The organism is Hymenobacter qilianensis (genome assembly GCF_014489555.1).
Classification (GTDB): Bacteria; Bacteroidota; Bacteroidia; order Cytophagales; family Hymenobacteraceae; genus Hymenobacter; species Hymenobacter qilianensis.
This window is the reverse complement of sequence record NZ_CP060784.1, coordinates 3,323,647-3,349,754: the sequence shown is the minus strand read 5'-3', so window position 1 is coordinate 3,349,754 and position 26,108 is coordinate 3,323,647. Positions and strand designations below refer to the sequence as shown.

Genomic DNA, 26,108 nt, shown 5'->3' with positions numbered 1-26,108 from the left:
GCCCGTATCTTCGGGCTACACATTAAGCGGAAAAACATCAACCATCTTTCCCAGAGGAAATGACAAAAATCAAAGTAGCAAACCCGGTAGTGGAGCTTGATGGCGACGAAATGACGCGCATCATCTGGAAGTTCATCAAGGACAAGTTGATCACGCCTTATCTCGATCTCGACATCAAGTATTACGATCTGGGAATAGAGTACCGCGATGAAACCAGCGACCAGGTTACCATCGACGCCGCCAATGCTATCCGCCAATACGGCGTAGGCATTAAGTGCGCCACCATCACGCCGGATGAGGAGCGAGTGAAAGAGTTTAACCTGAAGCAGATGTGGAAGTCGCCGAACGGCACTATCCGCAACATCCTGGACGGCACTGTTTTCCGCGAGCCTATCGTGATGAGCAACGTACCCCGCCTGGTGCCTAACTGGACGGCTCCCATCTGCATTGGCCGTCATGCTTTCGGCGACCAGTACCGGGCTACCGATTTCGTGACCAAAGGAAAAGGCAAGCTCACTATCACGTTTACCCCAGAGGACGGCGGCGAAACCCAATCTTTTGAAGTATTCAACTTCAAGAGCGACGGCGTGGCGCTGGCTATGTACAACACCGATGAGTCGATTCGGGGGTTTGCGCACGCCTGCTTCAACCAGGCTTTGATGAAAGGCTGGCCCCTGTACCTGTCAACCAAAAACACCATCCTGAAGAAATACGATGGTCGTTTCAAGGACATTTTCCAGGAGATCTACGAGCAGGATTACAACGCCAAGTTCACGGCCGCTGGCATCACCTATGAGCATCGCCTGATTGATGACATGGTGGCTTCGGCGCTGAAGTGGAACGGCAACTTTGTGTGGGCCTGCAAAAACTACGATGGCGACGTACAAAGCGACACCGTAGCCCAGGGTTTTGGCTCGCTCGGCCTGATGACTTCTACCCTGGTTACGCCCGACGGCACCGTGATGGAGGCCGAAGCCGCCCACGGCACCGTAACGCGTCACTACCGCGACCACCAGGCCGGCAAGCCTACCTCGACCAATCCGATTGCCTCTATTTTTGCCTGGACCCGCGGGCTGGAGTTCCGCGGAATTCTGGACAACAATCAGGAGCTGATCGGCTTCTGCAAAGCTCTGGAGGCCGTTTGTATCGAAACGGTAGAAAGCGGCAAAATGACCAAGGACTTGGCTGTTTGCATCCACGGCAACAAGGTAGAGCACGGCAGAGACTACCTCTACACCGAAGAGTTTCTGGAAGCGCTGGATGAAAATCTGAAAGCTAAGCTGGGCAAATAAGTCTGCTTCACTTGGTATAAAAAAGCCCATTCGATGATCGAATGGGCTTTTTTGTGGCGCTACTTTACTGATAAGCCGGGCTCTAAGCAGTGAGATTTCTGCCATTAGTCTGCAACTATTAAATGGTCAGGTAAGCTCTTCTATAAAATACCGCTAGCATAGTTGGTCAGCCAGCATATCTGGGGGGCTTTTTTTAAGATTTGTCTTCGCTATCATCTCTTCTTAGATCTATCCTTCCTTCAACTAAATGAAAAAAGCTACACTCAGCAGCCTTGCAGCGCTAGGCTTGTATTGCTTTGCAACGCCCACTTACGCCCAGCAGCTACAAGCTGCCGGCATTAGCGCAGGGTTTAATGTCGCACGCCTCAAGGCAGATCGTTATGCTTTTCGGTATAACTCCGTTTTGATTGATCCGCTGGCCGATCAATCCAACGATGAGACGGGCAACAGCATCACGCTGTTTGGTCGCTGGAAGATTGGCCAGGCAGGTGGCTGGTATGTGCAACCAGAGTTGGGCTATATGTCGGCTCTGGAAACTCCGGTTTTACTATCCAACGCTACCGGCGCCTATCCTTATGCCAATAGCCGCATCCGGCGCCTTGATGCCCGACTGCTGGGGGGCTATCAATCTGGGCCGCTGCGCTTGTTTGCGGGCCCTAGCATCGGTTACTATCTCTATAATTCGCGAAATTTTACTTCCCCGGATCCGGAATTGCAGGCCGTGATGAGCGCCTTGGACGCAAATCCCAAGCGGTGGCAGGTAGCAGTGCAGGCCGGGGCAGGCGTTACGCTGGGCCGCCTGGATCTGAATGTTCGGTATGAGTGGGGCCTCTCTCCTTATAAGCAGTCTTTTCCCGCGCCCGGCAAGTCGGCCTTTCTGACGCGCAGAATGCAACAGCTAGTGCTGGAAGGCGGATTTCAACTGTACAGGCGCTCCAAGTCCAAATAGTTGCTGCTACGTTCGGCACCTCCTTTTATAAGGTTGCAATAAGAGAAACCGCCCTGGGGGCAAAACGAGCGCCGCGGCTGAATAACTCAGCCGCGGCGCTCGTTTTGCCCCCAGGGCCCGTTCTTTTTGTTTTGGACTGCGTATCTGTTATTTGATGGCACGCTTTGCTACTTGCCTGTGTTGTTGGCTTTTAGTTTTCTAATTCACTCATTATTTAAACAGCACTGAAGTAAGAGTATTGAAGTTTTAAATCATTTATTTCTTATATTCAGCCAACGTACGCTCTGGAGCTGCTGCCGCCCTCCCACCCGGCCCGCTCAATATTCCGCCTGCAACAGGGAGCAGGCGAACCAGCTTACCCGAAAGGCTCGGCCTTTTGCTATGGTGCTGGGTAACTGTACCATCATTTTTCTTTTTTCAGCCTTCCATTTAAAAGGCAACCATTTTTAAACCTTGACTTCCAGGCTCAGGCCTGGGGTATACGTCGGGTGACAGGTGTGGGCACTTGTATTTGTTGAAAATGACGACCTGCCAGCAGGTCTGCGACCCCACGTCTGCGTGATGGGCTGTGCTTGTCTGCACGGCTCCACATCAACTTCTAATGACCATCAGCATGATTACCCATATAGCAACCCTCGATCAACCTACTTCCCTGTCGCACACCCGCACCCACGAGCTCAAAATCTGGCCCGCCTGCTTCGAAGCTACATTGTCGGGGGCCAAGACGTTTGACGTGCGCGAAAACGACCGCAACTATCAAGTGGGCGACGCCGTGCAGTTGTGCGAATATGAACCAGAAAGCGAGACCTACAGTGGCCGCTCCACGGCCCGCTGGATCAGCTACGTGCTGCAAGGCGGCGCTTTTGGCCTGCAAGCTGGCTGGTGCATCCTGGGCTTAACCGAGTTGCGGCCTCTGCCGCCTGGCGTAAGCGACACCCGATTGTGGTAACCGAATAGGTGCCGACTGAAGAAATTTTTTCCTCAGTCGGCACCTATTTCTCTTTTGGTACTGCCTCACTTATAACCCTGTGCTGCTGCTCCATGCTCAGCACGACAGAACTCTAACGCCCTACTTCTGGTGATGAAATCTACTGACCCGCAAGGCCTGTACCGCCCCGAATTCGAGCATGATGCATGTGGTACTGGTTTTATCACTTCCCTCAACGGCCATAAGTCGCACCAAACGATTGCGGATGCCCTGACCATGCTCGAGAACATGGAGCATCGCGGCGCCTGCGGCTGCGACGCCGAGTCGGGCGACGGGGCCGGCTTGATGCTACAGGTGCCGCACTGGTTTTTTCTGGAAGAGTGTACGGCCCTGAATATCAGGCTGCCCGAGCCGGGTTGCTACGGAGTGGGCATGGTGTTTTTGCCAAAAAATGCCCCCCAGCGCGAGGCTTGCCGCGCCAGCATCAACGCGGCCGTTGCGCGCTTGGGTATGCAGCTGCTGGGGTATCGGCCGGTGCCGGTGAATGCGGCGGGTATCGGGCAAACGGCCCTGGCAGCGGAGCCCGTGATGGAGCAGGTTTTTGTGGCCCGGCCAACCGACATTACGAACAGCGAAGACTTTGAGCGCAAGCTGTTTGTGCTGCGGCGGCTGATTACGAAAACGGTTATGGAATCGGTACCGGAGGCGGAAAATGACTTCTACTTCGCCTCGCTTTCCTGCCGGGTTATTGTGTATAAAGGCCAGCTGACTACCTATCAGGTGCGCCACTACTTCCCCGACCTCTCGGATCCGCGGGTCACGTCAGGTTTTGGACTGGTGCATTCGCGCTTTTCCACGAATACCTTTCCTTCGTGGAAGCTGGCGCAGCCGTTTCGCTTGCTGGCTCATAATGGCGAGATAAACACGCTGCGGGGCAATCTGAACTGGTTTTATGCCGGTCTCCGCTCCTACGTCTCGCCCTATTTCTCGGACGAGGAAATGGACATGCTGCTACCCGTAATCGACAACAATCAGTCGGATTCGGCCTGCCTCGACAACATTGCTGAGATTCTGCTTCACTCCGGCCGCTCCTTGCCCCACGTGATGATGATGCTCGTGCCCGAGGCCTGGGACGGCAATACGCAGATGGACCCGCTGAAAAAGGCGTTTTACGAGTTCCACGCCACCTTTATGGGCCCCTGGGACGGTCCGGCCGCCTTGCTCTTTACCGATGGCAAGATGATCGGGGCCATGCTGGACCGCAATGGTTTGCGCCCCCTGCGCTACGTAGTAACGAATGATGGGCGGGTACTCGTGGCTTCCGAGGCCGGCGTGCTACCTATCCCCGATGCCACCATTGTGCAGAAAGGTCGCTTGCAGCCCGGCAAAATGCTGCTCGTAGATACCGTTGGGGGGCAAATTATTACGGATGAGGAGCTGAAAGCCCAGGCCGCGAGTCAGCAGCCTTACGACCAATGGCTAAACGAGTACCAGATTCGGTTGGAAGAGCTACCCGAGCCGCGCCAGATGTTCACCGATTTATCGGCCGAGTCGGTGTTCAAATACCACCAGGTGTTTGGCTACACCCGCGAGGATATTGACAGCATTATCACGCCCATGGCCGTGGAAGGCAAAGAGCCCATCGGCTCGATGGGTGTGGATGTGCCGCTGGCGGTGCTCTCCGACCAGCCCCAGCACCTATCCAGCTACTTCAAGCAGTTTTTTGCCCAGGTCACCAACCCGCCTATCGACCCGATTCGAGAGCGGTTGGTGATGAGTCTGGCTACCTTCATCGGCAACAACGGCAACATCCTCGATGAGGACAAAATGCACTGTCACTGCGTGGCCCTGCACCAGCCCATCCTGACCAACCACGAGCTGGAAAAGCTGCGCAGCATCGATACGGGGCTGTTTCACGCCAAAACCCTGATGAGTTATTTCAAGGCCGATGGCAAGCCGGGCTCCTTACAAAATGGCGTAGATCGGCTGTGTCGCTACGCCGAAGATGCGGTGAGCGACGGCTTTGAGGTCCTGATCCTCTCCGACCGCGCCCTTGACTCGGAGCATGCCCCCATCCCTTCGCTGCTGGCGGTTTCGGCGGTGCACCACCACCTTATCCGCAAGGGCTACCGGGGTTCGGTGGGCCTGGTAGTTGAGGCTGGCGACGTGTGGGAAGTGCATCATTTTGCCTGCCTGTTGGCTTTCGGCGCCACGGCCATCAACCCTTATTTGGCCTTATCAACCATACGGACGATGCACGCTGGGGGGCAATTTGACTCGCCCGAGCATCATCCGCAGCTAGCTAAAAACTATGTGAAGGCGGTTTGTGACGGCTTGCTCAAGATCTTCTCCAAAATGGGCATCTCCACCTTGCAGTCGTACCACGGCGCGCAGGTATTTGAGATTCTAGGCCTCAATCAGGAAGTGGTGGACTACTGTTTCACGGGGGCCGTCACGCGTATTGGCGGGCTGGGCTTCGATGAAATAGCCCGTGAAACGCTCTATAAGCACTTTCAGGGCTTCACCAGCACCACGCTGGAGGAGCAGCAGCTTCTGCCCGATGGGGCGTGTACCAGTGGCGCCGCCGGGGCGAAGCGCATATGTTTAACCCCGAAACCGTACACCTGCTCCAGCACGCTACGCGCACCAACAACTACCAGACGTATCAGCGCTACGCCCGCTTACTGAATGAGTCATCTGCCCGTGCGTTCACCATTCGGGGCCTGCTGGATTTTGCTTACCACCGCGAGCCTATTGCCCTTGGGGAAGTAGAGCCCGCCGAAAGCATCATGCGGCGCTTCGCGACCGGGGCCATGTCGTTTGGCTCAATTTCGCACGAGGCGCACAGCACCTTGGCTATTGCCATGAATCGCATTGGCGGCAAGAGCAACACCGGCGAGGGCGGCGAAGATGCCATGCGCTACGAGCCTTTGCCCAACGGCGACTCCATGCGCTCCAGCATCAAGCAGATTGCTTCGGCCCGCTTTGGCGTCACGGCTCACTACCTCACCAATGCCGACGAGCTGCAAATCAAAATGGCTCAAGGGGCAAAACCGGGCGAAGGCGGCCAACTTCCTGGCCATAAGGTAGATGAATGGATTGCAAAAGTGCGCCACGCCACACCCGGGGTAGGTCTGATCTCGCCCCCACCCCACCACGACATTTATTCTATTGAGGATTTAGCTCAGTTGATCTTCGACTTGAAAAACGCCAACCGGGCGGCCCGCATCAATGTGAAGCTGGTGTCGAAGGCAGGCGTCGGCACCATTGCAGCCGGCGTTGCCAAAGCCCACGCCGATGTCATTCTCATTGCTGGTTATGATGGCGGCACGGGCGCTTCGCCCATGAGCTCTATTAAGCACGCCGGGCTGCCCTGGGAGCTAGGCCTAGCCGAAGCCCACCAAACCTTGCTCCGTAATCAGCTCCGTAGCCGCGTGGTGCTGCAAGCTGATGGTCAGCTTAAAACGGGCCGCGACTTGGCTATTGCGGCTTTACTAGGCGCCGAAGAATGGGGCGTGGCGACGGCTGCCCTCATTGCGGGCGGCTGCGTGATGATGCGCAAATGCCACCTGAACACCTGCCCCGTCGGCGTAGCGACCCAAGACCCGGAGCTGCGCAAGCTGTTCACGGGCCAGCCAGAGCATATCGTGAATCTGTTTCGTTTCCTGGCCGAAGAGCTGCGCGAAATCATGGCGGAGTTGGGCTTCCGGACTATAAACGAGATGGTAGGCCGAACCCAATTTCTGAAGGTGCGCGAAGGCATCAGCCACTGGAAAGCCCGCACGCTGGACTTAAGCGGCCTGCTGCACCCTGCGCCCAATCCTTCGGGGGGCACTTTATACAACAGCGAAACGCAGGACCACGGCCTGGATAACATTCTTGACTGGGAGTTGCTCCGGCATGCCAAACCCGCTTTGGATGGGCGCATTCCCGTCTTTGCTTCCTTCACTGTTCGCAACATCGACCGCACTATTGGCACGCTGCTGTCCAACGAAATAACCAAGCGCTACCACGCCGCCGGCCTGCCCGACAATACCATAAACTTCCGATTCAGCGGCTCCGCTGGGCAAAGCTTCGGGGCGTTTAGTGTCAAGGGCGTGTCGCTTACTCTTGAGGGTGAAGCCAACGACTACGTCGGCAAAGGGCTTTCGGGCGCGCAACTGGCCATTTTTCCGTCGCTGAATAGCCAGTTTGTACCCGAGCAAAACATCATTATTGGTAACGTGGCCCTCTACGGCGCAACTTCCGGCGAGCTGTTTGTGCGCGGTCAGGCCGGGGAGCGTTTTGCAGTGCGCAATTCGGGCGCCACGGCTGTAGTAGAAGGCGTGGGCGACCACGGCTGCGAATACATGACGGGCGGGAGGGCACTTATTCTGGGCAAAACCGGCCGCAACTTTGCCGCCGGCATGAGCGGTGGCATCGCCTGGATCTACGACCCCGACGGCAGCTTCCCCGACAATTGCAACACTGAAATGGTGGAGCTGGACCCGCTGGATTCCGACGACGAGGATCAGATACGGGCGCTGCTGCGCAAACATGTACAACTCACTCAAAGTCAGTTAGCAGCCTACCTGCTCGATAGCTGGGTTGAAGAAGCGGGCAAGTTCGTCAAGGTCTTCCCCTCCGAATACAAAAAGGTGCTGCAACGCGCGCAGTACGCCACGGTGTAGAGACGCAAAATTTTGCGTCTCCTCGTTGCTGATGTTGCCAAAGTAACTGTCATGCAGAGACGGAGTCGAAGCATCTCGCGGGCTGACGCCGGATTAGTACTCCTACTAAACACGCGAGATGCTTCGCTACCGCTCTGCATGACAGACGAAATTAATTAACTGCTCAAAGCGAATTGTTCAACGCCAAGACGCGAAGTATCGCGTCTCTACATTAAAACTGCTATGGCGCACATCACAGGATTTAAGGAATTTGAGCGGGAATTGCCCCCCAAGGCAGCGCCTCAGGAGCGGGTAGCGCATAACCAGGAATTTGTTAGCACTTACACCGATGAGCAGCTCAATCGGCAGGCGGCGCGGTGCATGGACTGCGGCATTCCGTTTTGTCATTCTGGTTGTCCGCTGGGTAATATCATTCCCGAATTCAACGACGCCGTGCACCAGCAGGACTGGCTGCAAGCCTACCAGATCCTATCTTCTACGAACAACTTCCCGGAATTCACAGGGCGTATCTGCCCCGCGCCGTGCGAATCCGCGTGCGTGCTGAGCATTAACCGTGAGCCGGTTGCCATCGAGGAAATTGAGAAGCACATCATCGAAATTGCTTTCTCCAAAGGCTATGTGGCGCCATCTGCGCCCCTGCTTAAGTCGGGAAAAACGGTGGCGGTGGTCGGCTCCGGGCCGGCTGGTTTAGCGGCGGCGGCTCAACTAGCGAAGGCTGGCCACTCCGTGACTGTATTCGAGCGCGATGACCGGCCTGGGGGGCTTTTACGCTACGGAATCCCTGATTTCAAGCTGGATAAATGGGTAATTGACCGTCGTATCCAACTGCTTGAGGAAGATGGAATTGAGTTCCGCTGCAACACAGAGATTGGCAAAGATCTGCCCGCCGCCGAGCTAACCCGCACCTTCGACGCGGTGGTGCTTGCCGGTGGCGCCCTTATGGCCCGCGATCTGCCCATTCCGGGCCGCGAACTGTCCGGAATTCACTTTGCCATGGACTACCTGACCCAGCACAACCGCCGGGTAAGTGAGTTGCCCATCACAAATGAGCCGATTCTGGCCACCGACCGTCGGTTAATTGTGATTGGAAGTGGCGACACAGGCTCGGACTGCGTGGGCACCGCTAACCGCCAGCAAGCCAGTTCTGTTACCCAATTTGCCCTTATGCACGAGCCCTCTACCGACCGGCCCGCACACGCGCCCTGGCCCAGCTACCCCACTGTTTTCCGCACCAGCACCTCCCACGAGGAAGGCTGCCATCGTTACTGGGGTATTCATACGAAAGCTTTCCTGGGCGATGAGCAAGGCCAATTACGAGCTGTACTGGTTACCGACGTAACCTGGGAAACCGATGTACTCGGCCGCCGCATCGCCTTTACCGAAATAGAAGGCTCCGAACGCGAAATACCTTGCGACATGGTGCTATTAGCCCTCGGATTTGCCTCACCGCAGTATCAAGGCCTGCTCGAACAGCTTGGCGTAGAGCTTGATGGCCGAGGCAACGTGCACGCACCCAACGATACTTATCGCACCAGCCTACCGAATGTATTCGTGGCCGGCGACATGCGCCGCGGGCAATCCCTTGTAGTCTGGGCTATTTCGGAAGGCCGGGAAGCAGCACGGCAAGTAGACATTTTCTTAACTGGCAAAACTGCGCTACCCAGTAAGAATGCGGTGGCGATGTTTGCCTGAACTACTGTGTTTCAATACAGAAAAAGCCCCCCAGCATACCGTCAGTAGTATGCTGGGGGCTTTTTTGACTTCTGGCTGAGTACAGTGGCTACCTAAATCTAAAAAGAACGTCATGCAGAGCGGTAGCGAAGCATCTCGCGTGTTTAGTAGGAGTACTAATCCGGCGTCAGCCCGCGAGATGCTTCGCTACCGCTCTGCATGACGTTCTTGTGATTTCTATTCCTTTCAGTTTATGATCTAAATAATTGTGCTCAAGCCGAGTTCAATATTGCTTCTATGCAGCTGACAATCCTGTAGATCCAGCACGCCGTAGGCAATGAAGCTGCCTACTTGCTCAGTGGTGTACGGCACGCCGGAAGTCAGTTCGGGCGTGAGCACGCCTCTTTCCAGGGCATTATCTACAGCATCCTTCACGCAGTCGGCTTCGGCTTGTAAACCAAAGTGTTCCAGCATCATTGCTGCCGATAGGATAGTAGCTATCGGGTTGGCAATGCCTTTGCCTTTAGCCTGCGGAAATGACCCGTGAATAGGCTCAAACAACGCTACCTGGTCGCCGACGGAAGCGGAAGGCAACAGGCCCAAAGAGCCGGCAATTACAGAGGCTTCGTCGGAGAGAATATCGCCGAACATATTCTCGGTCAGCATTACATCAAACTGCCGCGGATTGAGGATAAGCTGCATGGCCGCGTTGTCCACAAACAGGTAATCGACCATTACGCTGGGATACTGGGGGGCAATTTCCTGCACCACTTCGCGCCATAAGCGCGACGTTTCCAGCACGTTAGCTTTATCTACCAAAGTCAGCTTCTGCCGACGGTTTTCGGCGGCCTGAAAAGCGCGGTGCGCAATACGAGCAATTTCCCCCCGATTATAAGTGCAATGATCGAAAGCACTACCATCTTCCGCACGACCCTTTTCACCGAAATAAATGCCCCCGTCAGCTCCCGGAAGATGAGCATGTCGGCACCTTGTATCCGGTCTTTTTTGAGGGGAGAATGCTCAATTAATCGGTCATAGGCCGTAACAGGGCGAATGTTAGCGTAGAGCCCCAGCGACTTGCGCAGCTTCAGCAGCCCTTGCTCGGGACGTACTTTGGCGGCGGGGTTGTTGTCATACTTCGGGTCGCCGATGGCCCCGAGCAGCACCGCATCGGCCTGCCAACAAGCGGCCAGCGTTTTTTCCGGCAGCGGGTCGCCGGTGGCATCAATGGCGCAGGCGCCCATGAGTTGGTGGTCGAAGATGAACTCGTGGCCGAAGCGCTCGGCTATGGCTTTCAGCACCCGCACTCCCTCCTGGCACACTTCCGGACCGATACCGTCGCCGGCCAATACCACAATTCGCTTTCTTAGTATGCCCATGGTCGCTGCTGTTCGTAAGCGGCAATGGCCGCTTTTTGGTTGATGAGAAAATCAATGTCGTCGTACCCATTGATCAGGCATTCCTTTTTGTAAGGGTCCAATTCAAAGCCAAAGCTTTCCTCCCACAGCGGTACTGTGAGCGTTTGGGTCGGCAGGTCCACAATCAGTTGCGTCTGCGGATCAAGCTCCACTTGCTTGAAAAGTCTTTGCAGAACTTCATCCGATACTTGCAGCGGCAACAGCCCGGTGTTCAGGGCGTTACCTTTGAAAATATCAGCGAAGTAGCTGGAGATGACCACTTTGAAACCAGCATCATACAGGGCCCAGGCAGCATGCTCGCGGCTGGAGCCGCAACCGAAGTTTTTGCCCCCCAGCAGAATTTGCCCCCCATAGCGAGCATCGTTCAGCACGAAGCCCGGTTTGGGCTGACCATCGGATGTATAGCGCCAGTCGCTGAACAGGTTGGCACCGAAACCTTCGCGGGTCGTCGCCTTCAGAAAGCGAGCGGGAATGATCTGGTCCGTATCGATATTCTCGATGGGCAGCGGCACGGCCTTTGAGCGGAGCGTTTGAAACTTTTCCATGGGCGCGGACTAGTTTAAGTATTCGGTAATGTCCACGATATGACCTTCCACGGCCGTTATAGCCGCTACCAGCGGACTGGCCAGCAGGGTGCGCGCACCGGGTCCCTGGCGCCCCTCGAAATTGCGGTTTGAAGTAGAGACGCAGTAAGCGCCGGCCGGAATCTTGTCGTCATTCATGGCTAGGCAGGCGCTGCAACCGGGTTCGCGCAGCTCAAAGCCGGCCGCAGTCAACACCTGATCTAAGCCTTCGGCAATGGCCTGCTTTTCCACCAGCTTGGAGCCGGGCACAATGATGGCCTCCACGTGCGCCGCCTTGTGCTTCCCCTTCACATAGGCCGCGACAGCGCGGAGGTCCTCAATGCGCGAATTGGTGCAGCTCCCAATGAACACGTAGTCGATCTGCTTGCCCAGCAATGATTCGCCGGGCGCAAAACCCATGTACTGCAAGGACTTATCAAAGCTAACCGCCTCACCTTCTAGCACCTGCAACGGAATGTTGCCATTAAGCGCCATTCCCATACCAGGGTTTGTGCCGTAGGTAATCATGGGCAAAATGCCCCTCGCGTCGAATTGTAGTTCGGCATCGAAGGCGGCATCAGCGTCGGAGTACAGCGTTTGCCAATACGCCACAGCCTGCTCCCACCGCTCGCCTTGGGGGCAAATGGGCGGCCTTTCAGATAGGCAAACGTGGTAGTGTCGGGGGCAATGAGGCCACCGCGGGCGCCCATTTCGATGCTCATATTGCACACCGTCATGCGGCCTTCCATGCTCAGAGCCTGGATGGCGCTGCCCGCGTATTCCACGAAGTAGCCCGTGGCCCCACCCGTACCAAGCTGGGCTATCACATGCAAAATCAAGTCTTTGGCCGTGACGCCTGGCCGCAACTCGCCGTCCACAGTAATGCGCATGCGCTTAGGCCGACTGATCAGCAAGCACTGCGAAGCCATTACCTGCGTCACCTGGCTGGTACCTATACCAAAAGCAATGGCGCCAAAAGCGCCATGAGTAGAAGTGTGGCTATCGCCGCAAACAATGGTCATACCGGGCTGGGTAATACCCAACTCAGGCCCAATGACATGCACAATGCCTTGGTATTCATGGCCTAAACCAAATAACTCAACGCCATGCTTGGCACAATTTTCAGTCAATTTATCAACCTGGGAGCGCGAAAGCGGGTCCTGTATAGGTAAATGCTGGTTGCGCGTGGGCACGTTATGGTCTGCGGTGGCCACTATCTGGGCGGGGTTGTGCAGAGTCAAGCCACGGGCCGCGAGTTCGTCGAAGGCCTGCGGACTGGTCACTTCATGAATCAGATGGCGGTCGATGTAAAACACCTCCAAATCGCCCACGGCCTTTACCACATGCGCATCCCAGATTTTATCAACTAACGTTTTACCCATGTTAATTGGCTGCTACCAAATTTTCCTGTTCCACTAATAAGTGCAGATCATTATCTACTACTTCCTTCTGACGATCAGCCATCTGCATAAAGCAAGCATAGGCCTTGTTGAGAGCCGGCCGATCAAATTCATATCCTAATTTTTGAAGCCTGTATGCCAGCGCCGCCCGACCCGATCGGGCTGTGAGCACAATAGAAGAATCGGCCACGCCCACCGTGCGCGGATCAATGATTTCGTAGGTTTCCCGATTCTTAATCACCCCATCCTGGTGAATGCCACTGGAATGAGAGAAGGCATTGGAGCCCACAATGGCCTTATTGGGCTGCACCGGCATCCCCATCATCGCCGACACCAAGGCTGAGGTATCAGCCAAACGCTGGGAGGTAATATTGGTATCCAGTTGCAGGTAAGGATGCTGGCGCAAAATCATGACGACTTCTTCCAGCGCTGTATTGCCGGCCCGCTCTCCTACCCCGTTGATGGTGCACTCAATCTGGCGGGCGCCATTTAGCACGCCTGCAATGGAATTGGCCGTAGCCAGCCCCAAATCGTTATGGCAATGCGTTGACAAACAGACCTTATCGATGCCCCGCACATTCTCACGCAGATATTTGATCTTAGCGCCATACTCGTCGGGCAAACAGTAGCCCGTGGTATCAGGAATGTTGAGGACGGTGGCACCGGCCTTAATAGCCGCCTCACACACGCGAGCCAAATAATCATTCGCCGTGCGGCCAGCATCTTCGGCGTAAAACTCCACGTCTTCTACAAAGGATTTGGCCAACTTCACGGCAGCTACAGCACGCTCCAGCACTTTATCCTGGGTGCTGCAAAGCTTGTGCAAAATGTGCGATTCGGAAGTCCCGATGCCGGTATGAATGCGCGGATAGCGCGCCGGCTTCAGCGCTTCAGCCGCCACCCGGATATCGTTTTCCACGGCGCGGGAAAGGCCGCAGACTGTTGCCTCGCGGGTTTGGGCTGCAATGGCCTGCACCGCCTCAAAATCGCCAGGACTAGAGACGGGAAAACCGGCCTCGATAACGTCTACGCCGAGCCGTTCGAGCTGCTCGGCAATAATGAGTTTCTCGTCGCGGTTGAGCTTGCAGCCCGGCACTTGCTCACCGTCGCGGAGCGTGGTATCGAAGATTTGTATTTTCTCAGCTGCCATAGGTCGGGGTACTTTTAGCGGATAGCTATTGCAAGTACACCGGCAAAACGTGAGAGGAGAAACGAATTTTCGAGAAGCCTACTATTTCTAATTGCGACTTTTCAACTTATAACACATTGATTATCAATTTTTAATATTAATACCAGATACAATGGCCAACGCTTAAACCGGCTATATTTTTTTGCTGGATATATACTAAAAATGCCCCCTAAAGAACGTCATGCAGAGCAACAGCGAAGCATCTCGCGGGCTGATGTCAGGTTACTAATCTAACGGAGCGAGCGAGATGCTTCGCTGTTGCTCTGCATGACGTTCTTTCTGAAACTTAGACTGTTAGTTCAATATAAGCTTACACCAGCAAGCTTAAGAAATCCTGCTTGCCGTTGAGGTACTCATAAGCGAAGCCTTCAGTCTCCATCCGAAACTGAATGCCTTCAATATCGTGGGGCTTTTTCACTTCGATTCCCACGAAAACGGGGCCTTTTTCCTTGTTGTTTTTCTTGATGTACTGGAAGTGGATGATGTCGTCGTCGGGGTGAAGGACGTGGTTCACGAAGCGGCGGAGCGCACCGGGGCGCTGATTAAAGGTGACCATAAAGTAGTGCTTCAGGCCCTGGTGACGCATGGCGCGCTCCTTAATGTCCTCCATCCGGGTGATATCGTTGTTGCTGCCACTGAGCACGCACACCACTGTTTTACCTTTAATTTTAGCGGCGTACTGGCGCAGGGCGGAAATGCTCAGCGTACCGGCGGGCTCCAGCACGATGCCTTCTTCGTTGTACATTTTAAGCAAATCTTCGCACACCTGTCCTTCCGGCACCAGCACCACATCATCGAGCAGCTCACGGCACAACTCAAACGTGAGGGCGCCGGGGCACTTCACGGCGGCTCCATCTACGAAGCTCTCGATATTCTCTAACGCCTGACGTTGCCCGGCCTGAATAGCTTGCTGCATAGAGGGCGCACCTTGTGGCTGCACCCCAATGAGCATGGTATGTGGGCTCAACTGCCGAAAAACGCCCCCCACACCCGAGGCCAGCCCGCCCCCGCCGATGGGCATAAAAAGATAATCAATGGGTACGGGCGACGCTTGCAGAATTTCCAGGCCTACGGTGGCCTGGCCCTCCACAATAGCCATGTCGTCGAAGGGGTGAACGAATGTGCTACCGCGCTCGTCGCAGAAACGTTTGGCGGCCGTAAACGTGTCGTCGAAGGTATTGCCGGTCAGGATGACTTCTACTTGATCTTTGCCGAATAGGCGCACCTTGCTCACCTTCTGGGCCGGTGTGTTAGCCGGCATGAAAATATAGCCCTTCAGCCCCAGCAACTGACACGCGTAGGCCACACCCTGGGCGTGGTTGCCGGCACTGGCGCACACTACATCGTGCGCGCCCTGCTCCCGGGTTAGCGTGCAAATCTTGTTGTAAGCGCCCCGAATCTTGTAGGAGCGCACCACCTGCAAGTCTTCCCGCTTGAGGTAAATAGTGGCCCCGTAAACAGCCGACAAGCCTAGATTCTGCTGCAGGAGGGTTTCATAAATCACTCCTTGAAGGTTGCGGGCAGCTTGCTCTACATTTTTCAGCAGCACCGCCGGGGCAGAAGTGGCTATAGTTTCGCTATGCATCAGCTTCTTGGGTCTTTTTCAGGGAGCGAAGCTGGCGCACAGTAGCGCCGGTCTGCCACAGCTCCGAGTCGCGAACTTCCTTCAATTCCACTTCCAGTTCCTGGCGGTAATTAGGCGTCGAGCCGCGCTCAATAGTGCGCTCGGCTTCTTTGCCGGAGGCCACGCTGTTGTAGAGTTCATTGAGCACGGGCAAGGTGGCTTCGCGGAAGCGGCCTTTCCAGTCGAGGGCACCGCGCTGGGCCGTTACGGAGCAGTTGCTGAACATCCAGTCCATGCCGTTTTCGCCCACCAGCGGTACAAGGCTCTGCGTTAGTTCTTCCACGGTTTCATTGAAGGCCTCCGAGGGCGAGTGGCCGCGCTGCCGCAACACTTGATACTGAGCCTCGATGATGCCGGCCAGAGCACCCATTAACACGCCGCGCTCCCCGGTCAGATCCGAATAAACTTCCTTCTTAAAATCGGTTTCAAACAGGTAGCCGGAGCCCACACCTATGCCCAATGCAATAGCTTTTTCATAAGCATCACCACTGGCGTCTTGGTACACGGCAAACGACGAATTTAGCCCCCCACCCTGCAAATACAGCCGCCGCAGACTAGTGCCGCTACCCTTAGGCGCTACCAGAATCACGTCCACGTCGGCGGGCGGAATGATGTTGGTTTGGTCGTTGAAAGTGATGCCGAAGCCGTGGGAAAAGTACAGCGTTTTGCCGGGTGTCAGTCGGGCTTTCAGCGTAGGCCACAGCGCAATCTGGCCAGCATCCGACAGCAGGTTGGCGATGATGGTGCCGCGCTCCGCCGCTTCCTCAATAGAGAATAGCGTTTCGCCTTCTACCCACCCATCTTGCAGGGCTTTCTCCCAGGAAGGCGAGTCTTGGCGCTGCCCGATGATGACGTTGAAGCCATTGTCGCGCAGGTTTAGCGCCTGGCCCGGGCCCTGCACCCCGTATCCAATCACGGCAATTACTTCGTCCTTCAAGTAGGCTTGCGCCTTGAACAGCGGATATTCGTCGCGGGTAATTACGGTCTCGTCTACGCCGCCAAAATTGATGGTTGCCATGTTGTTGGAGTTAGAGTTTTATGATTAAAGTTGTTTTGCTATGGGCTGGGGGGCTTTTTTGAACGTCATGCAGAGGCGGAGCAGAAGCATCTCGCGGGCTGATGTCAGGTCAGTAATTCCACGACCGCGAGCGAGATGCTTCGCTCCGCTCTGCATGACTGCCCTTTTACATCGTAAAGACCTTGTCACGGTCGTTGAGAAACTCGTTCTCAATGACTTCTGAGCCCGGCTCGGTGCGCTCGAATTCGCGCAACTTGCGGTTGAAGCCGTCGCTGTGCTTGATGATGGCGATGCGGGCGCTGCGCACAAACTCAATCAGGCCGTAAGGCTGCAGCACTTTAATCAGGTTGTCGGTTTCCTCGCGGTGGCCGGTGGTTTCGAATACTGTATAGTCCCGGCGAATCACAACGGCGCGGGCACCGTATTCGCGCAATAGGCGCTCCACGGAGGCTTTTTCAGCAATAATATCAGTGGGTACTTTGTATAGGGCCATCTCCTGCCAAATCACTTCCTGGTTGGTGTTGAAATACACTTTGAGCACTTCCACCTGCTTCTCAATCTGCTTGGCAATCTTGCGCACCACGTCTTCTGTTTCGTGAATTACGATGTTGAAACGGTGAATCCCATCGATTTCGGAGGGCGAGGTGTTCAGGCTTTCAATGTTGATTTTGCGGCGCGAGAAGATGATGGCAATGCGGTTGAGCAAGCCGATCTGATTCTCGGTGTAAGCCGTGATGTTGTATTCCTGCCGGTCGATGGGTTGCTCACTCATAGCTTTTGTTTTTACTCAATTATCGAACGTCATGCAGAGGCAGAGCCGAAGCATCTCGCGTGTTTAGTGGGAGTAGTAATCCAGCATCAGCACGCGAGATGCTTCGCTGTGCTCTGCATGACACGTTCTTTTAACGATTGCAGCGCTAGGCTTACCGCAGTCGGATTTCGCTGACGCTACAGCCTTGCGGCACCATGGGGAAAATGTTGTTCTCCTTTGTCACCATTACTTCTAGCAGAAATGAGCCAGAATGCTGCAGCATTTCCTGGAGGCTGCTTTTCAACTCTGCGCGCTCCGAAACGCGTTTGCCGCTGATGCTGTAGCCACTGGCCACGGTCACATAGTCGGGGCTGGCGATGTTCACAAAGGAGTAGCGCCGGTCGTTGAACAGCTCCTGCCACTGCCGCACCATGCCTAAAAACTGGTTGTTGAGGATGATGATTTTGACGTCCACGCCGGTCTGCATAATGGTGCCCAGCTCCTGAATCGTCATTTGGATACCACCATCGCCAATAATGGCGACCACCGGACGGTCGGGGCGACCAAATTTGGCTCCGATGGCTGCGGGTAAGGCAAACCCCATCGTGCCCAGCCCGCCGCTGGTAATGTTGCTGCGCGAATGGTTGAACCGGGCGTAGCGGCAGGCAATCATCTGGTGCTGGCCCACATCCGTCACCACAATGGCGTCGCCCTGAGTTAGTTCATTTAGCTGCTGGATAACTTCGCCCATGGTCAACTCATCCGACGTCGGAAAAAGCTCGTCCTGAATAACGGCGGCTACTTCTTCGGTCTGGAACTGCTCAAAGCGCTGCCGCCATTCCGGGTGGCTTTTCGTTTCAATCAGCTCTGTAAGCAGCGGTAGGGTTTCTTTACAATCGCCCCACACCGGCACGGTGGTAGTCACGTTTTTGTCAATCTCCGTGGGGTCGATGTCGAGGTGAACTACCTGGGCCTGCTTGGCATATTTGTCGAGGCGGCCGGTTACCCGGTCGTCGAAGCGCATACCGATGGCAATGAGTACGTCGCACTCGTTGGTCAGCATGTTGGGGCCGTAATTACCGTGCATACCCAGCATTCCCACGTTTAGCGGATGATCAGTAGGCAGAGCGCCAGCGCCCAGGATAGTCCAGGCGGCCGGGATGCCGCTTTTTTCAATAAAAGCGCAGAATTCCTGCTCGGCTGCTCCCAATATTACCCCCTGACCCCAGAGCACGAAGGGCCGCTTGGCTTGGTTGATTAGCGCAGCAGCCCTAGTCACATATTCGGGGCGTACAATAGGCGCGGGCCGGTAGCTGCGGATGTGCGTACAGGGCGTGTACTCCGAGAAGCCAAACTTCTGCTGCTGAGCATTTTTGGTGATGTCAATCAACACCGGGCCGGGACGGCCACTACGGGCAATGTAGAACGCTTTGGCCAACGCCTCCGGTAGCTGACTCGCCTCCGTTACCTGATAATTCCACTTGGTAACCGGAGTCGTAATGTTAATAATATCGGTTTCCTGGAAGGCATCAGTACCCAGCAAATGCGCGAATACCTGGCCGGTAATGCACACCAAGGGCGTGCTGTCGATAAGCGCATCAGCCAGGCCCGTGACCAGATTGGTAGCGCCGGGCCCGCTGGTGGCAAACACCACCCCTACTTTGCCGGAGGCGCGCGCATAGCCCTGGGCTGCGTGAATACCGCCCTGCTCGTGGCGCACCAGCACATGATTTAGCTCCTCTTTGAAGTCAAAAAGCGCATCGTAGATGGGGATAATAGCCCCGCCCGGATAGCCAAAAACAGTGTCTACACCTTCAGCCAGCAGCGCACGCAGCGTCATTTCCGCTCCCGACATGGTCTGGGGGGCTTTTTCCTGCAGAAGTTGGACTGGTTCTTCCTTCGTGAACATAGTCTTGCTTATGAATCGGTGATGCACCCCTCACTGGCGGAGCCCACGGTGCGGATATATTTGCGCAACACGCCCCGGGGGGCTTTTTCGGCTGGCGGAGTCCATTGGGCCCGACGGGCCGTCATTTCGTCCTCTTCCACCAGCACACTAATCGTGTTGTTCGCGGCATCCAGCACCACCTGGTCGCCGTTGCGGACCAGCGCGATGGGGCCGCCGTCGTAGGCCTCGGGGCACACATGACCGATAACAAAGCCATGAGTTCCACCCGAAAATCGGCCGTCTGTTACCAGCGCTACTTTGTCGCCTAAGCCCGCTCCGATGATGGCCGATGTTGGCTTGAGCATCTCAGGCATACCCGGTCCACCTTTCGGACCTACGTAGCGGATAATCACCACCTGACCGGCCTCGACTTTGCCCTGGGTCAATCCTTCATTCAGCTCTTCTTCCGAATCAAACACGCTGGCTGGACCCACGAACTTGGTCCCTTCCTTGCCCGTGATTTTAGCCACAGCTCCTTCCGGCGCGAGGTTACCGTACAGTATCTGGATGTGACCATCCGCTTTAATAGGATTGGAAAACGGCCGCAGCAAATCCTGCTCTTCATCCAAGGCAGCCACGCTGGTGAGGTTTTCTTCCACAGTTTTACCAGTTACAGTCAGCAGGTCGCCGGTAAGCAGCTTCTCGTTGAGCAGCGTTTTCATCACGGCGGGCACGCCACCCAGCGCCGAGAGATCTTCCATCAAATACTTGCCGCTGGGCTTGAGATCAGCCAGCATGGGCACCCGATTGCTGACGTGCTGAAAGTCACGCAACGTCAGCTTCACGCCTGCCGCGTCGGCAATGGCAATGAGGTGAATAACGGCGTTGGTAGAGCCCCCAGCGCGGTGATCAGCACCATGGCGTTTTCGAAGGCTTCGCGCACCAGAATATCCCGCGGCTTAATGTCTTTTTCCAGCAGGCGCAGCAAGTACTCACCGGTGTGCAGACATTCCTCGCGCTTCGCAGAACTCACCGCCGGTGCCGAAGAAGAATACGGTACCGACATACCCAACACTTCCGCCGCCGAGGCCATCGTGTTGGCCGTGTACATGCCCCCGCACGCGCCAGGACCCGGGCAGGCGTGGTTGATTATGCCACGGTAATCTTCGTCGGAAATGGCATTTTGTAGCTTCTTCCCATAGGCCTCAAAACACGAGACAATGTTGAGCTGCTGCCCCTTGAAATTGCCCCCTTAATGGTGCCGCCATACACCATAAGCGAAGGCCGATTCAGGCGCGCCATCGCTATAAGCGAACCGGGCATGTTTTTGTCGCATCCCACCACGCAGGCCAGCGCATCGTAGTTGTGCGCGGCGGCCATAGCTTCAATAGAATCGGCAATTATCTCCCTCGAAACCAGCGAATAACGCATGCCCGGCGTGCCGTTCGTAATCCCGTCACTTACGCCAATTGTATTGAACCGCAGCCCCACCATGCCGTGAGCGCCCACGCCTTCCTTCACCTGATCGGCCAGCCCATTCAGGTGCATATTGCAGGTGTTGCCATCGAAGCCAGTGGAGCAAATTCCCACAAACGGCTTGCGCAAATCGGCTTCCGACAGGCCCGAGCCAATCAGCATAGCCTGAGAGGCTGGCAAACTGTCGTCTTGGGTGTAAATGCGGCTGTAAGGATTGAGAGCCATGAAAAGCGGTGCTAAGCGGGAGTCGTTTTTGAGGAAAGAGCTGGTGCTAAGGCGCCAGTTACCAACGCCTGGTAGCGGCGGGCCAGTTGGGCTCCTATGGTATCTTGAAAAGGCGTCTCGAACACCACATCGTCCACGGAAGACACACCAATTACTTCGGCGGCGGTGCCGGTCATGAAGGCTCCAGTGGCGCCCTGCAACGCGGCGGGCGTGAAGAACTTTTCGTGCACCGTAATGCCTGCTTCTCTGGCCAAATCAATGATAGTATTGCGGGTAATGCCGCGCAGAATGCTGCCGGCCGGCGCGGTAAATAATTCCCCGTTTTTCTCAAAGAAGAAATTGGCCCCCGGCCCCTCAGCTACGTAGCCGTTCATGTCCAGCAACAAGGCTTCGTCGTAGCCCCGACCTTTCGCTTCGGTGCTGGCAATGATGGAGTTAACGTAGTGCCCGGATATTTTAGCCTCGATGGGCACTGCTTTGGGGTTGGGCCGCTCGTAGGGCGAAATGGTAAGGCGCAGACTTTGGTCGCCGAGGTATTTGCCCCACTCCCACACGGCCATCAGCAGATTGCTGCTGCTCGCGCATTTCAGACTCATATTGGGCGTAGCGGCATACACCAGCGGCCGAATGTAAGCGTCCGTCAGGCCGTTTTTCTCCAGCAGTTGGTAGCTGATCTGAATCAGTTCCTCCACCGAGTATGGCAGCGGCATTCCTACGGTATTGCACGAGTATTCCAGCCGTTCGTAGTGTTCACGCGCCTTAAAAATCTGGGAGCCCTGGGGCTATTATATGCTCTTATGCCTTCAAAAACGGCATATCCATAGTGCAACGATTGGGCATAGACACTACAGGTAGCTTGATCGGCCTGAACAAACTCACCATCTACAAAAGCGACAGTGTTTTCCTTGAAATACATAGAAGCAGTGAATTTGAGGTAAGTAGTCAGCAGTAAAAAGCCTTTCTGAGCGCGGGGCTTAGAAAGGCTTGTTCTTGAAAAACAGAAGTAGCTCCTTCAGCCCAGCGGCAGCCGAATAATGACCAGAATGACGACCAAGACGGTAAAAAGCATGGCGGCTGGAGCGGTGGCGTTGTTGATGCATGCAGGAAAGAGGAGCCCAACTATGCACGTAAATTCATTTGAGTTGTCGGTCAGGACGGTCAACTTGCGGGCAATAAGCAGGTGCTGCTTTCTGTTTAGCTTGCGGCGCTACAGTGCACTTTCGCTGAGTGTCGCAGTTAGCTTGAAAGCCGGCCCTTCATTGCTGTAAGCTGCACGCAAGTAGCACCGCCTGTTTATTGAGCTAAAAACAAAATTTACTTTATTCACTATTTCCAAATGCAGCTTTCTCAGATGCAACACGCTCTTTTATAATGGTTTAGTAAACAGCAGAATACAATGCCCAACGAAAGTCTTGACCCGGTTTTTCAGTTAATTAAGTCCTTAACCCGCACTGAAAAGCGGCACTTTCGGCTATTTACCAACCGGCAAGGCTCCAATGAGGGCTTGAAATTTTTGCAGCTTTTTGACGCGCTCGACGAGCAGGAGCGTTACGACGAGGAACGCGTGCTTTCGCAGGTGCCGGCCATCAAAAAGGTGCAGCTGGCTAATCTGAAAGCCAACTTATATAAGCAGATGCTGGCCAGCCTGCGCCTCTACCACATGGGCCAGAACCTGGATATTCAGCTGCGCGAACAGCTTGATTATGCCCGTGTGCTTTACAACCGCGGCCTGTACCAGCAGAGCTTGAAGATGCTGGAGAAAGTGAAGGTAGCGGCCCACCAGGCCGAGATGCCCCACATCGTCTTACTAGCTCTAGATTTTGAAAAACTAATTGAGGCTCAATACATTACGCGCAGCTTGCGGGGCAAGGCGGAGAACCTATCGGCGGAGGTGCGGGACACGGTAGCTCACTTAGCCCAAGAGCACGAGCTGTCCAATCTGGCCCTGCGCATGTATGGGTTGTACATTAAAATTGGCCACTCTCGCAACCAGGAAGACTCCGAAAGTATCACCGCGCTTTTCCGGGCCGAGGTAGCCAAGGTTGACCTGACTGCGGGGGGCTTTTTTGAGAAGCTGTATTACTACCAAGCGCAGGTGTGGTACCACACCATCACTCAGAATTTCCGCGCCTGTTATCGCTACGCGCAGAAGTGGGTCGACCTGTTTGCCCAATACCCTGGCCAGCAGGAGCAGCAGTTTATGCTCTACCTCAAGGGCCTGCACAACCTGTTAGTTTCGCTATTCAACTTACAGTATTACAGTAAGTTCAACGAAGTATTACAAACGCTGGAGGCCTTGTCAAACCAACCCGATCGGCGTACGAATCCGAACACGGACATGCTGCTGTTTCTGTACGTGTACACCAACCGTATCAACGCCTATTTCATGCGCGGGCGCTTCACCGAGGGCCTCACCATCATCCCAGAGCTGCTCGACAACCTAAGTCGCTTCCGCCAACAGCTCGACCCACACCGGCGGCTGGTGTTTTATTACAAGATTGCCAGCCTGTATTTCGGCAGCGGCGACCATGATAAAGCCATCGACTATCTGACCAAAGTCATTCAGTACAAGGACGTAAGCCTGCGCGAAGACATTCAGTGCTTCGCCCGCATCCTGAACCTGATTGCGCACTACGAGGCCGGCCGCGACGAGGACCTGGAGTATCAGATAAAATCGGTGTATCGGTTTTTGGGGAAGATGAACGAGCAGCAGCAGATGCAGGTGGCCATATTCCAGTTTCTGCGCAGCCTCGGCGATGTGGCGCCCTCTCAGTTGAAAGATGCGTTTGTGCAGCTGAAGGAGCAGCTAATCGGCATTGCGGCCAACCCCTTTGAGCGCCGCCCCTTCCTCTACCTCGACATTATTTCCTGGCTGGAAAGCAAGATTGAGAACGCGCCTGTGCAGGAGATTATTCAGCGGAAATTCTTGCTGTTAAAGTAATTGATCCCTGCACACCTACTTTGTTGCAGTATTTACTTCATAAAAAAAGCCCCCCTCGTTACTGTGGGGGCTTTTTATTGCGTTACCTCTCGTTCAGGCCCTTCAGTTTAGGCAGAAAGCAAACTTCGAAGGCATATATTACTTTTTATCAGCAGCTTAGTTTATCAACAGCTTCTGAGTTTTGATATTTTTATCACTTTTTACGGTAGCTATATACAATCCTTTCTTGATCTGATGGATAGCTATTTTATTAGTTTTTCCTGAGAAAGATGACTTCAATACCACCTTTCCATTCAGGTCCTGAATAATTAATTCAAATGCCATGGCAGAAGAAGTAATAATTAAATAATCGCTGGCTGGATTAGGATAAAGATCAAACGACGCGTTAGTCTGATTATTTGTAGTGCTCAAAACGACATCTGAAGTAACAAGAGCACTACCAAAAGCTACGTCCAAATAATTTAACCTGTTTTTAAGCCATGTGGAAATATAAGTTAGCTGAGCTTCGTCGCGCTCAAATGCGCTCCACGCCTTATTTTCTCTCTCGTACACATTATTGTTTAATAAATAATCATGGTTCTTCTTGAATTTTGTCAGTATAAACTCCTCCGTTATTATTGAAGAGCGTAGCTCTGCCCAACGGCGATTAACAGTAGCGCGGAATCCATTTGCTGAACGATCCTGCATCAAACGGTCATAAAATCCATTGGACAAGATATCATTGGTAATATTTACATCCCAACCCTGCCAGTTAGTACCGAATACGCCGTCAAGATCCCACGGGACATAATAATAAGGGTCATCAGTCTTGTATTTAGCAATATAAACATTTTTGCCAGTGTTATCAATGGCTCTGGACAAATTCAAAAAAATAAAATAATCAACGGCATTATTTAAATGAAATTTTTTCTGATAGTCGCGATAAAATTCCTCGTTTGGGCTATTCTTTACAAAATTAGCAAAGTCGTAAATCCTAGACCAATCAGTTTCTTCTTCCGGGTGCTTATACTCAAATCCGCCCCAGAGCAAGCTTGTGTTATCAAAAGGCGGCAGAGCAGTAAAAGTAACAGCTCCGCCCCAGTTATCGCCTTTATACAGCTCACCTTTTACACCGTTGCTATATTTTTTCAGCTTTAGTTGCTTGCGATCTACCCGCTCACTTAAAGCGTACACTCCTTTATATTCCTCATTAATGAAAAGCTCCACATAGACTATATCTATACCGTTCTTAGCCTCTGGCTCTTTGTCTTTATAATATATCTGGTGGATGTTCTGCCATAATTCATTCGATACTTTGCTTCTTATCCGCAATGGCTCATTATACATCGCTTGCAGATTCCATTTATTATCGGTTCTCATCTGTAAAAGACGCATATCTCGGCTTTCTGCCGTAACAGTATCGGTTAAAAAGCCTATTTCATACGATTTCTTTGGGAATGTTTGCGAAAAAGCACCCCTGGTTTCAATATCTATCGCCGACTCAGTAACAGCACCGGTTAACTCTGACATAGTGAAGCCGGCATAAATACTTGGGCTATCCATTATTTCCTTTTTAACGCCAATCTGAATTACGGGCAACTGAGTAAAATACAGCGTATATGTCGATTCCTCAAATCTAACCCGGTATGAGTTAGCCGTACTTAAGGTCGTGACTGGCGTGATAAAGCTATATTTTTTATTAAGTACGATTTCACTGATATTTCCTTCGCCATCTGTGTCAATATCGTTGATGTTCCGATTGACAAGTATTAAATCTTTTTTATCGTCAATATGGTAGAACTCCGTAGGAACTGTAAGGGTAACGCCAGCCAGCGTATCAACTATTGCAAGAATAATAAGACTAAATATAATTATTATGCTTTTGGGAGTAAACGGTTTTTGCATTATCAGTTTTAGTTAATTTATGAACAGTTAGTTTGAGAACACATTTATATAACTGAACTCAGCCATTAAAAAACATGCCAGAAACTTCGTTTATATAATTAAATTAAGAAGTTAGTATAAGTATATAAATTTCTGTATTTCAAGCATATAGCAAGCAACATATTCAAATACTCGCTTTGATTGCGCTATCTACTGATGGCATAAAAAAGCAGCCTGCATAA

Annotated in this window: 13 protein-coding genes and 4 pseudogenes; 6 read left to right on the top strand and 11 right to left on the bottom strand. The window is 53.8% G+C overall.

Annotated elements, in window-relative coordinates; genetic code table 11:
* Nucleotides 1–59 precede the first annotated feature (59 nt).
* The 5 genes and pseudogenes from H9L05_RS15225 (at nt 60) to H9L05_RS15205 (ending at nt 9,531) form a co-directional block, all read left to right on the top strand.
* A complete protein-coding gene (locus H9L05_RS15225) occupies nt 60–1,292 on the top strand; it encodes an NADP-dependent isocitrate dehydrogenase (protein WP_187731663.1) in 1,233 nt (410 codons plus the stop codon).
* 247 nt (nt 1,293–1,539) lie between these two features.
* Nucleotides 1,540–2,241 (top strand): outer membrane beta-barrel protein, encoded by a 702-nt coding sequence (locus H9L05_RS15220; protein WP_187731662.1) that lies wholly within the window; start codon nt 1,540–1,542, stop codon nt 2,239–2,241.
* A 613-nt stretch (nt 2,242–2,854) separates the two neighbouring features.
* Nucleotides 2,855–3,190 carry an ASCH/PUA domain-containing protein gene (locus H9L05_RS15215; RefSeq protein ID WP_165963526.1) on the top strand — a complete coding sequence of 112 codons (336 nt, stop codon included), beginning with the start codon at nt 2,855–2,857 and terminating at the stop codon, nt 3,188–3,190.
* Nucleotides 3,191–3,322: 132 nt separating this feature from the next.
* Nucleotides 3,323–7,839, top strand: a pseudogene (gene gltB / locus H9L05_RS15210) (glutamate synthase large subunit).
* Nucleotides 7,840–8,061: 222 nt separating this feature from the next.
* On the top strand, nt 8,062–9,531 hold the full coding sequence (locus tag H9L05_RS15205) for a glutamate synthase subunit beta (RefSeq protein ID WP_187731661.1): 1,470 nt from the start codon (nt 8,062–8,064) through the stop codon (nt 9,529–9,531).
* A 237-nt stretch (nt 9,532–9,768) separates the two neighbouring features.
* On the opposite strand, the pseudogene leuB reads toward H9L05_RS15205, so the two are convergent.
* The 10 genes and pseudogenes from leuB to H9L05_RS15155 form a co-directional block, all read right to left on the bottom strand.
* Nucleotides 9,769–10,889: pseudogene (gene leuB, locus H9L05_RS15200) on the bottom strand (3-isopropylmalate dehydrogenase).
* Entirely contained in the window at nt 10,877–11,473 is a 597-nt protein-coding gene (leuD, locus tag H9L05_RS15195) for a 3-isopropylmalate dehydratase small subunit (protein ID WP_187731660.1), read from the bottom strand. Before leuD ends, leuB begins: the two are co-directional and overlap by 13 nt.
* A gap of 9 nt (nt 11,474–11,482) precedes the next feature.
* Nucleotides 11,483–12,873 (bottom strand): annotated as a pseudogene (gene leuC, locus H9L05_RS15190) (3-isopropylmalate dehydratase large subunit).
* 1 nt (nt 12,874) lies between these two features.
* Complete coding sequence (locus H9L05_RS15185) at nt 12,875–14,041, bottom strand: 2-isopropylmalate synthase (RefSeq protein WP_187731659.1); 1,167 nt, start codon at nt 14,039–14,041, stop codon at nt 12,875–12,877.
* Between the two features lie 349 nt (nt 14,042–14,390).
* On the bottom strand, nt 14,391–15,665 hold the full coding sequence (ilvA, locus tag H9L05_RS15180; protein ID WP_187731658.1) for a threonine ammonia-lyase IlvA: 1,275 nt from the start codon (nt 15,663–15,665) through the stop codon (nt 14,391–14,393).
* Nucleotides 15,658–16,722 carry a ketol-acid reductoisomerase gene (gene ilvC, locus H9L05_RS15175; protein WP_187731657.1) on the bottom strand — a complete coding sequence of 355 codons (1,065 nt, stop codon included), beginning with the start codon at nt 16,720–16,722 and terminating at the stop codon, nt 15,658–15,660. Before ilvC ends, ilvA begins: the two co-directional genes overlap by 8 nt.
* A 166-nt stretch (nt 16,723–16,888) precedes the next feature.
* Nucleotides 16,889–17,494, bottom strand: a complete 606-nt coding sequence (ilvN, locus tag H9L05_RS15170) for an acetolactate synthase small subunit (protein WP_187309164.1) — start codon at nt 17,492–17,494, stop codon at nt 16,889–16,891.
* 151 nt (nt 17,495–17,645) lie between these two features.
* Complete coding sequence (ilvB, locus tag H9L05_RS15165) at nt 17,646–19,382, bottom strand: biosynthetic-type acetolactate synthase large subunit (RefSeq protein WP_187731656.1); 1,737 nt, start codon at nt 19,380–19,382, stop codon at nt 17,646–17,648.
* A gap of 8 nt (nt 19,383–19,390) precedes the next feature.
* Nucleotides 19,391–21,062: pseudogene (gene ilvD / locus H9L05_RS15160) on the bottom strand (dihydroxy-acid dehydratase).
* A gap of 11 nt (nt 21,063–21,073) precedes the next feature.
* Entirely contained in the window at nt 21,074–21,799 is a 726-nt protein-coding gene (locus tag H9L05_RS15155) for an aminotransferase class IV (protein WP_394368496.1), read from the bottom strand.
* 659 nt (nt 21,800–22,458) lie between these two features.
* On the opposite strand from H9L05_RS15155, the gene H9L05_RS15150 reads away from it, so the two are divergent.
* Nucleotides 22,459–24,003, top strand: coding sequence for a hypothetical protein (locus H9L05_RS15150; protein WP_187731655.1), 1,545 nt, complete (start codon nt 22,459–22,461; stop codon nt 24,001–24,003).
* Nucleotides 24,004–24,159: 156 nt separating this feature from the next.
* Here the strand turns inward: H9L05_RS15150 and H9L05_RS15145 are convergent, their stop codons facing one another.
* Nucleotides 24,160–25,887, bottom strand: a complete 1,728-nt coding sequence (locus H9L05_RS15145; protein WP_187731654.1) for a CotH kinase family protein — start codon at nt 25,885–25,887, stop codon at nt 24,160–24,162.
* Nucleotides 25,888–26,108: the final 221 nt, after the last annotated feature.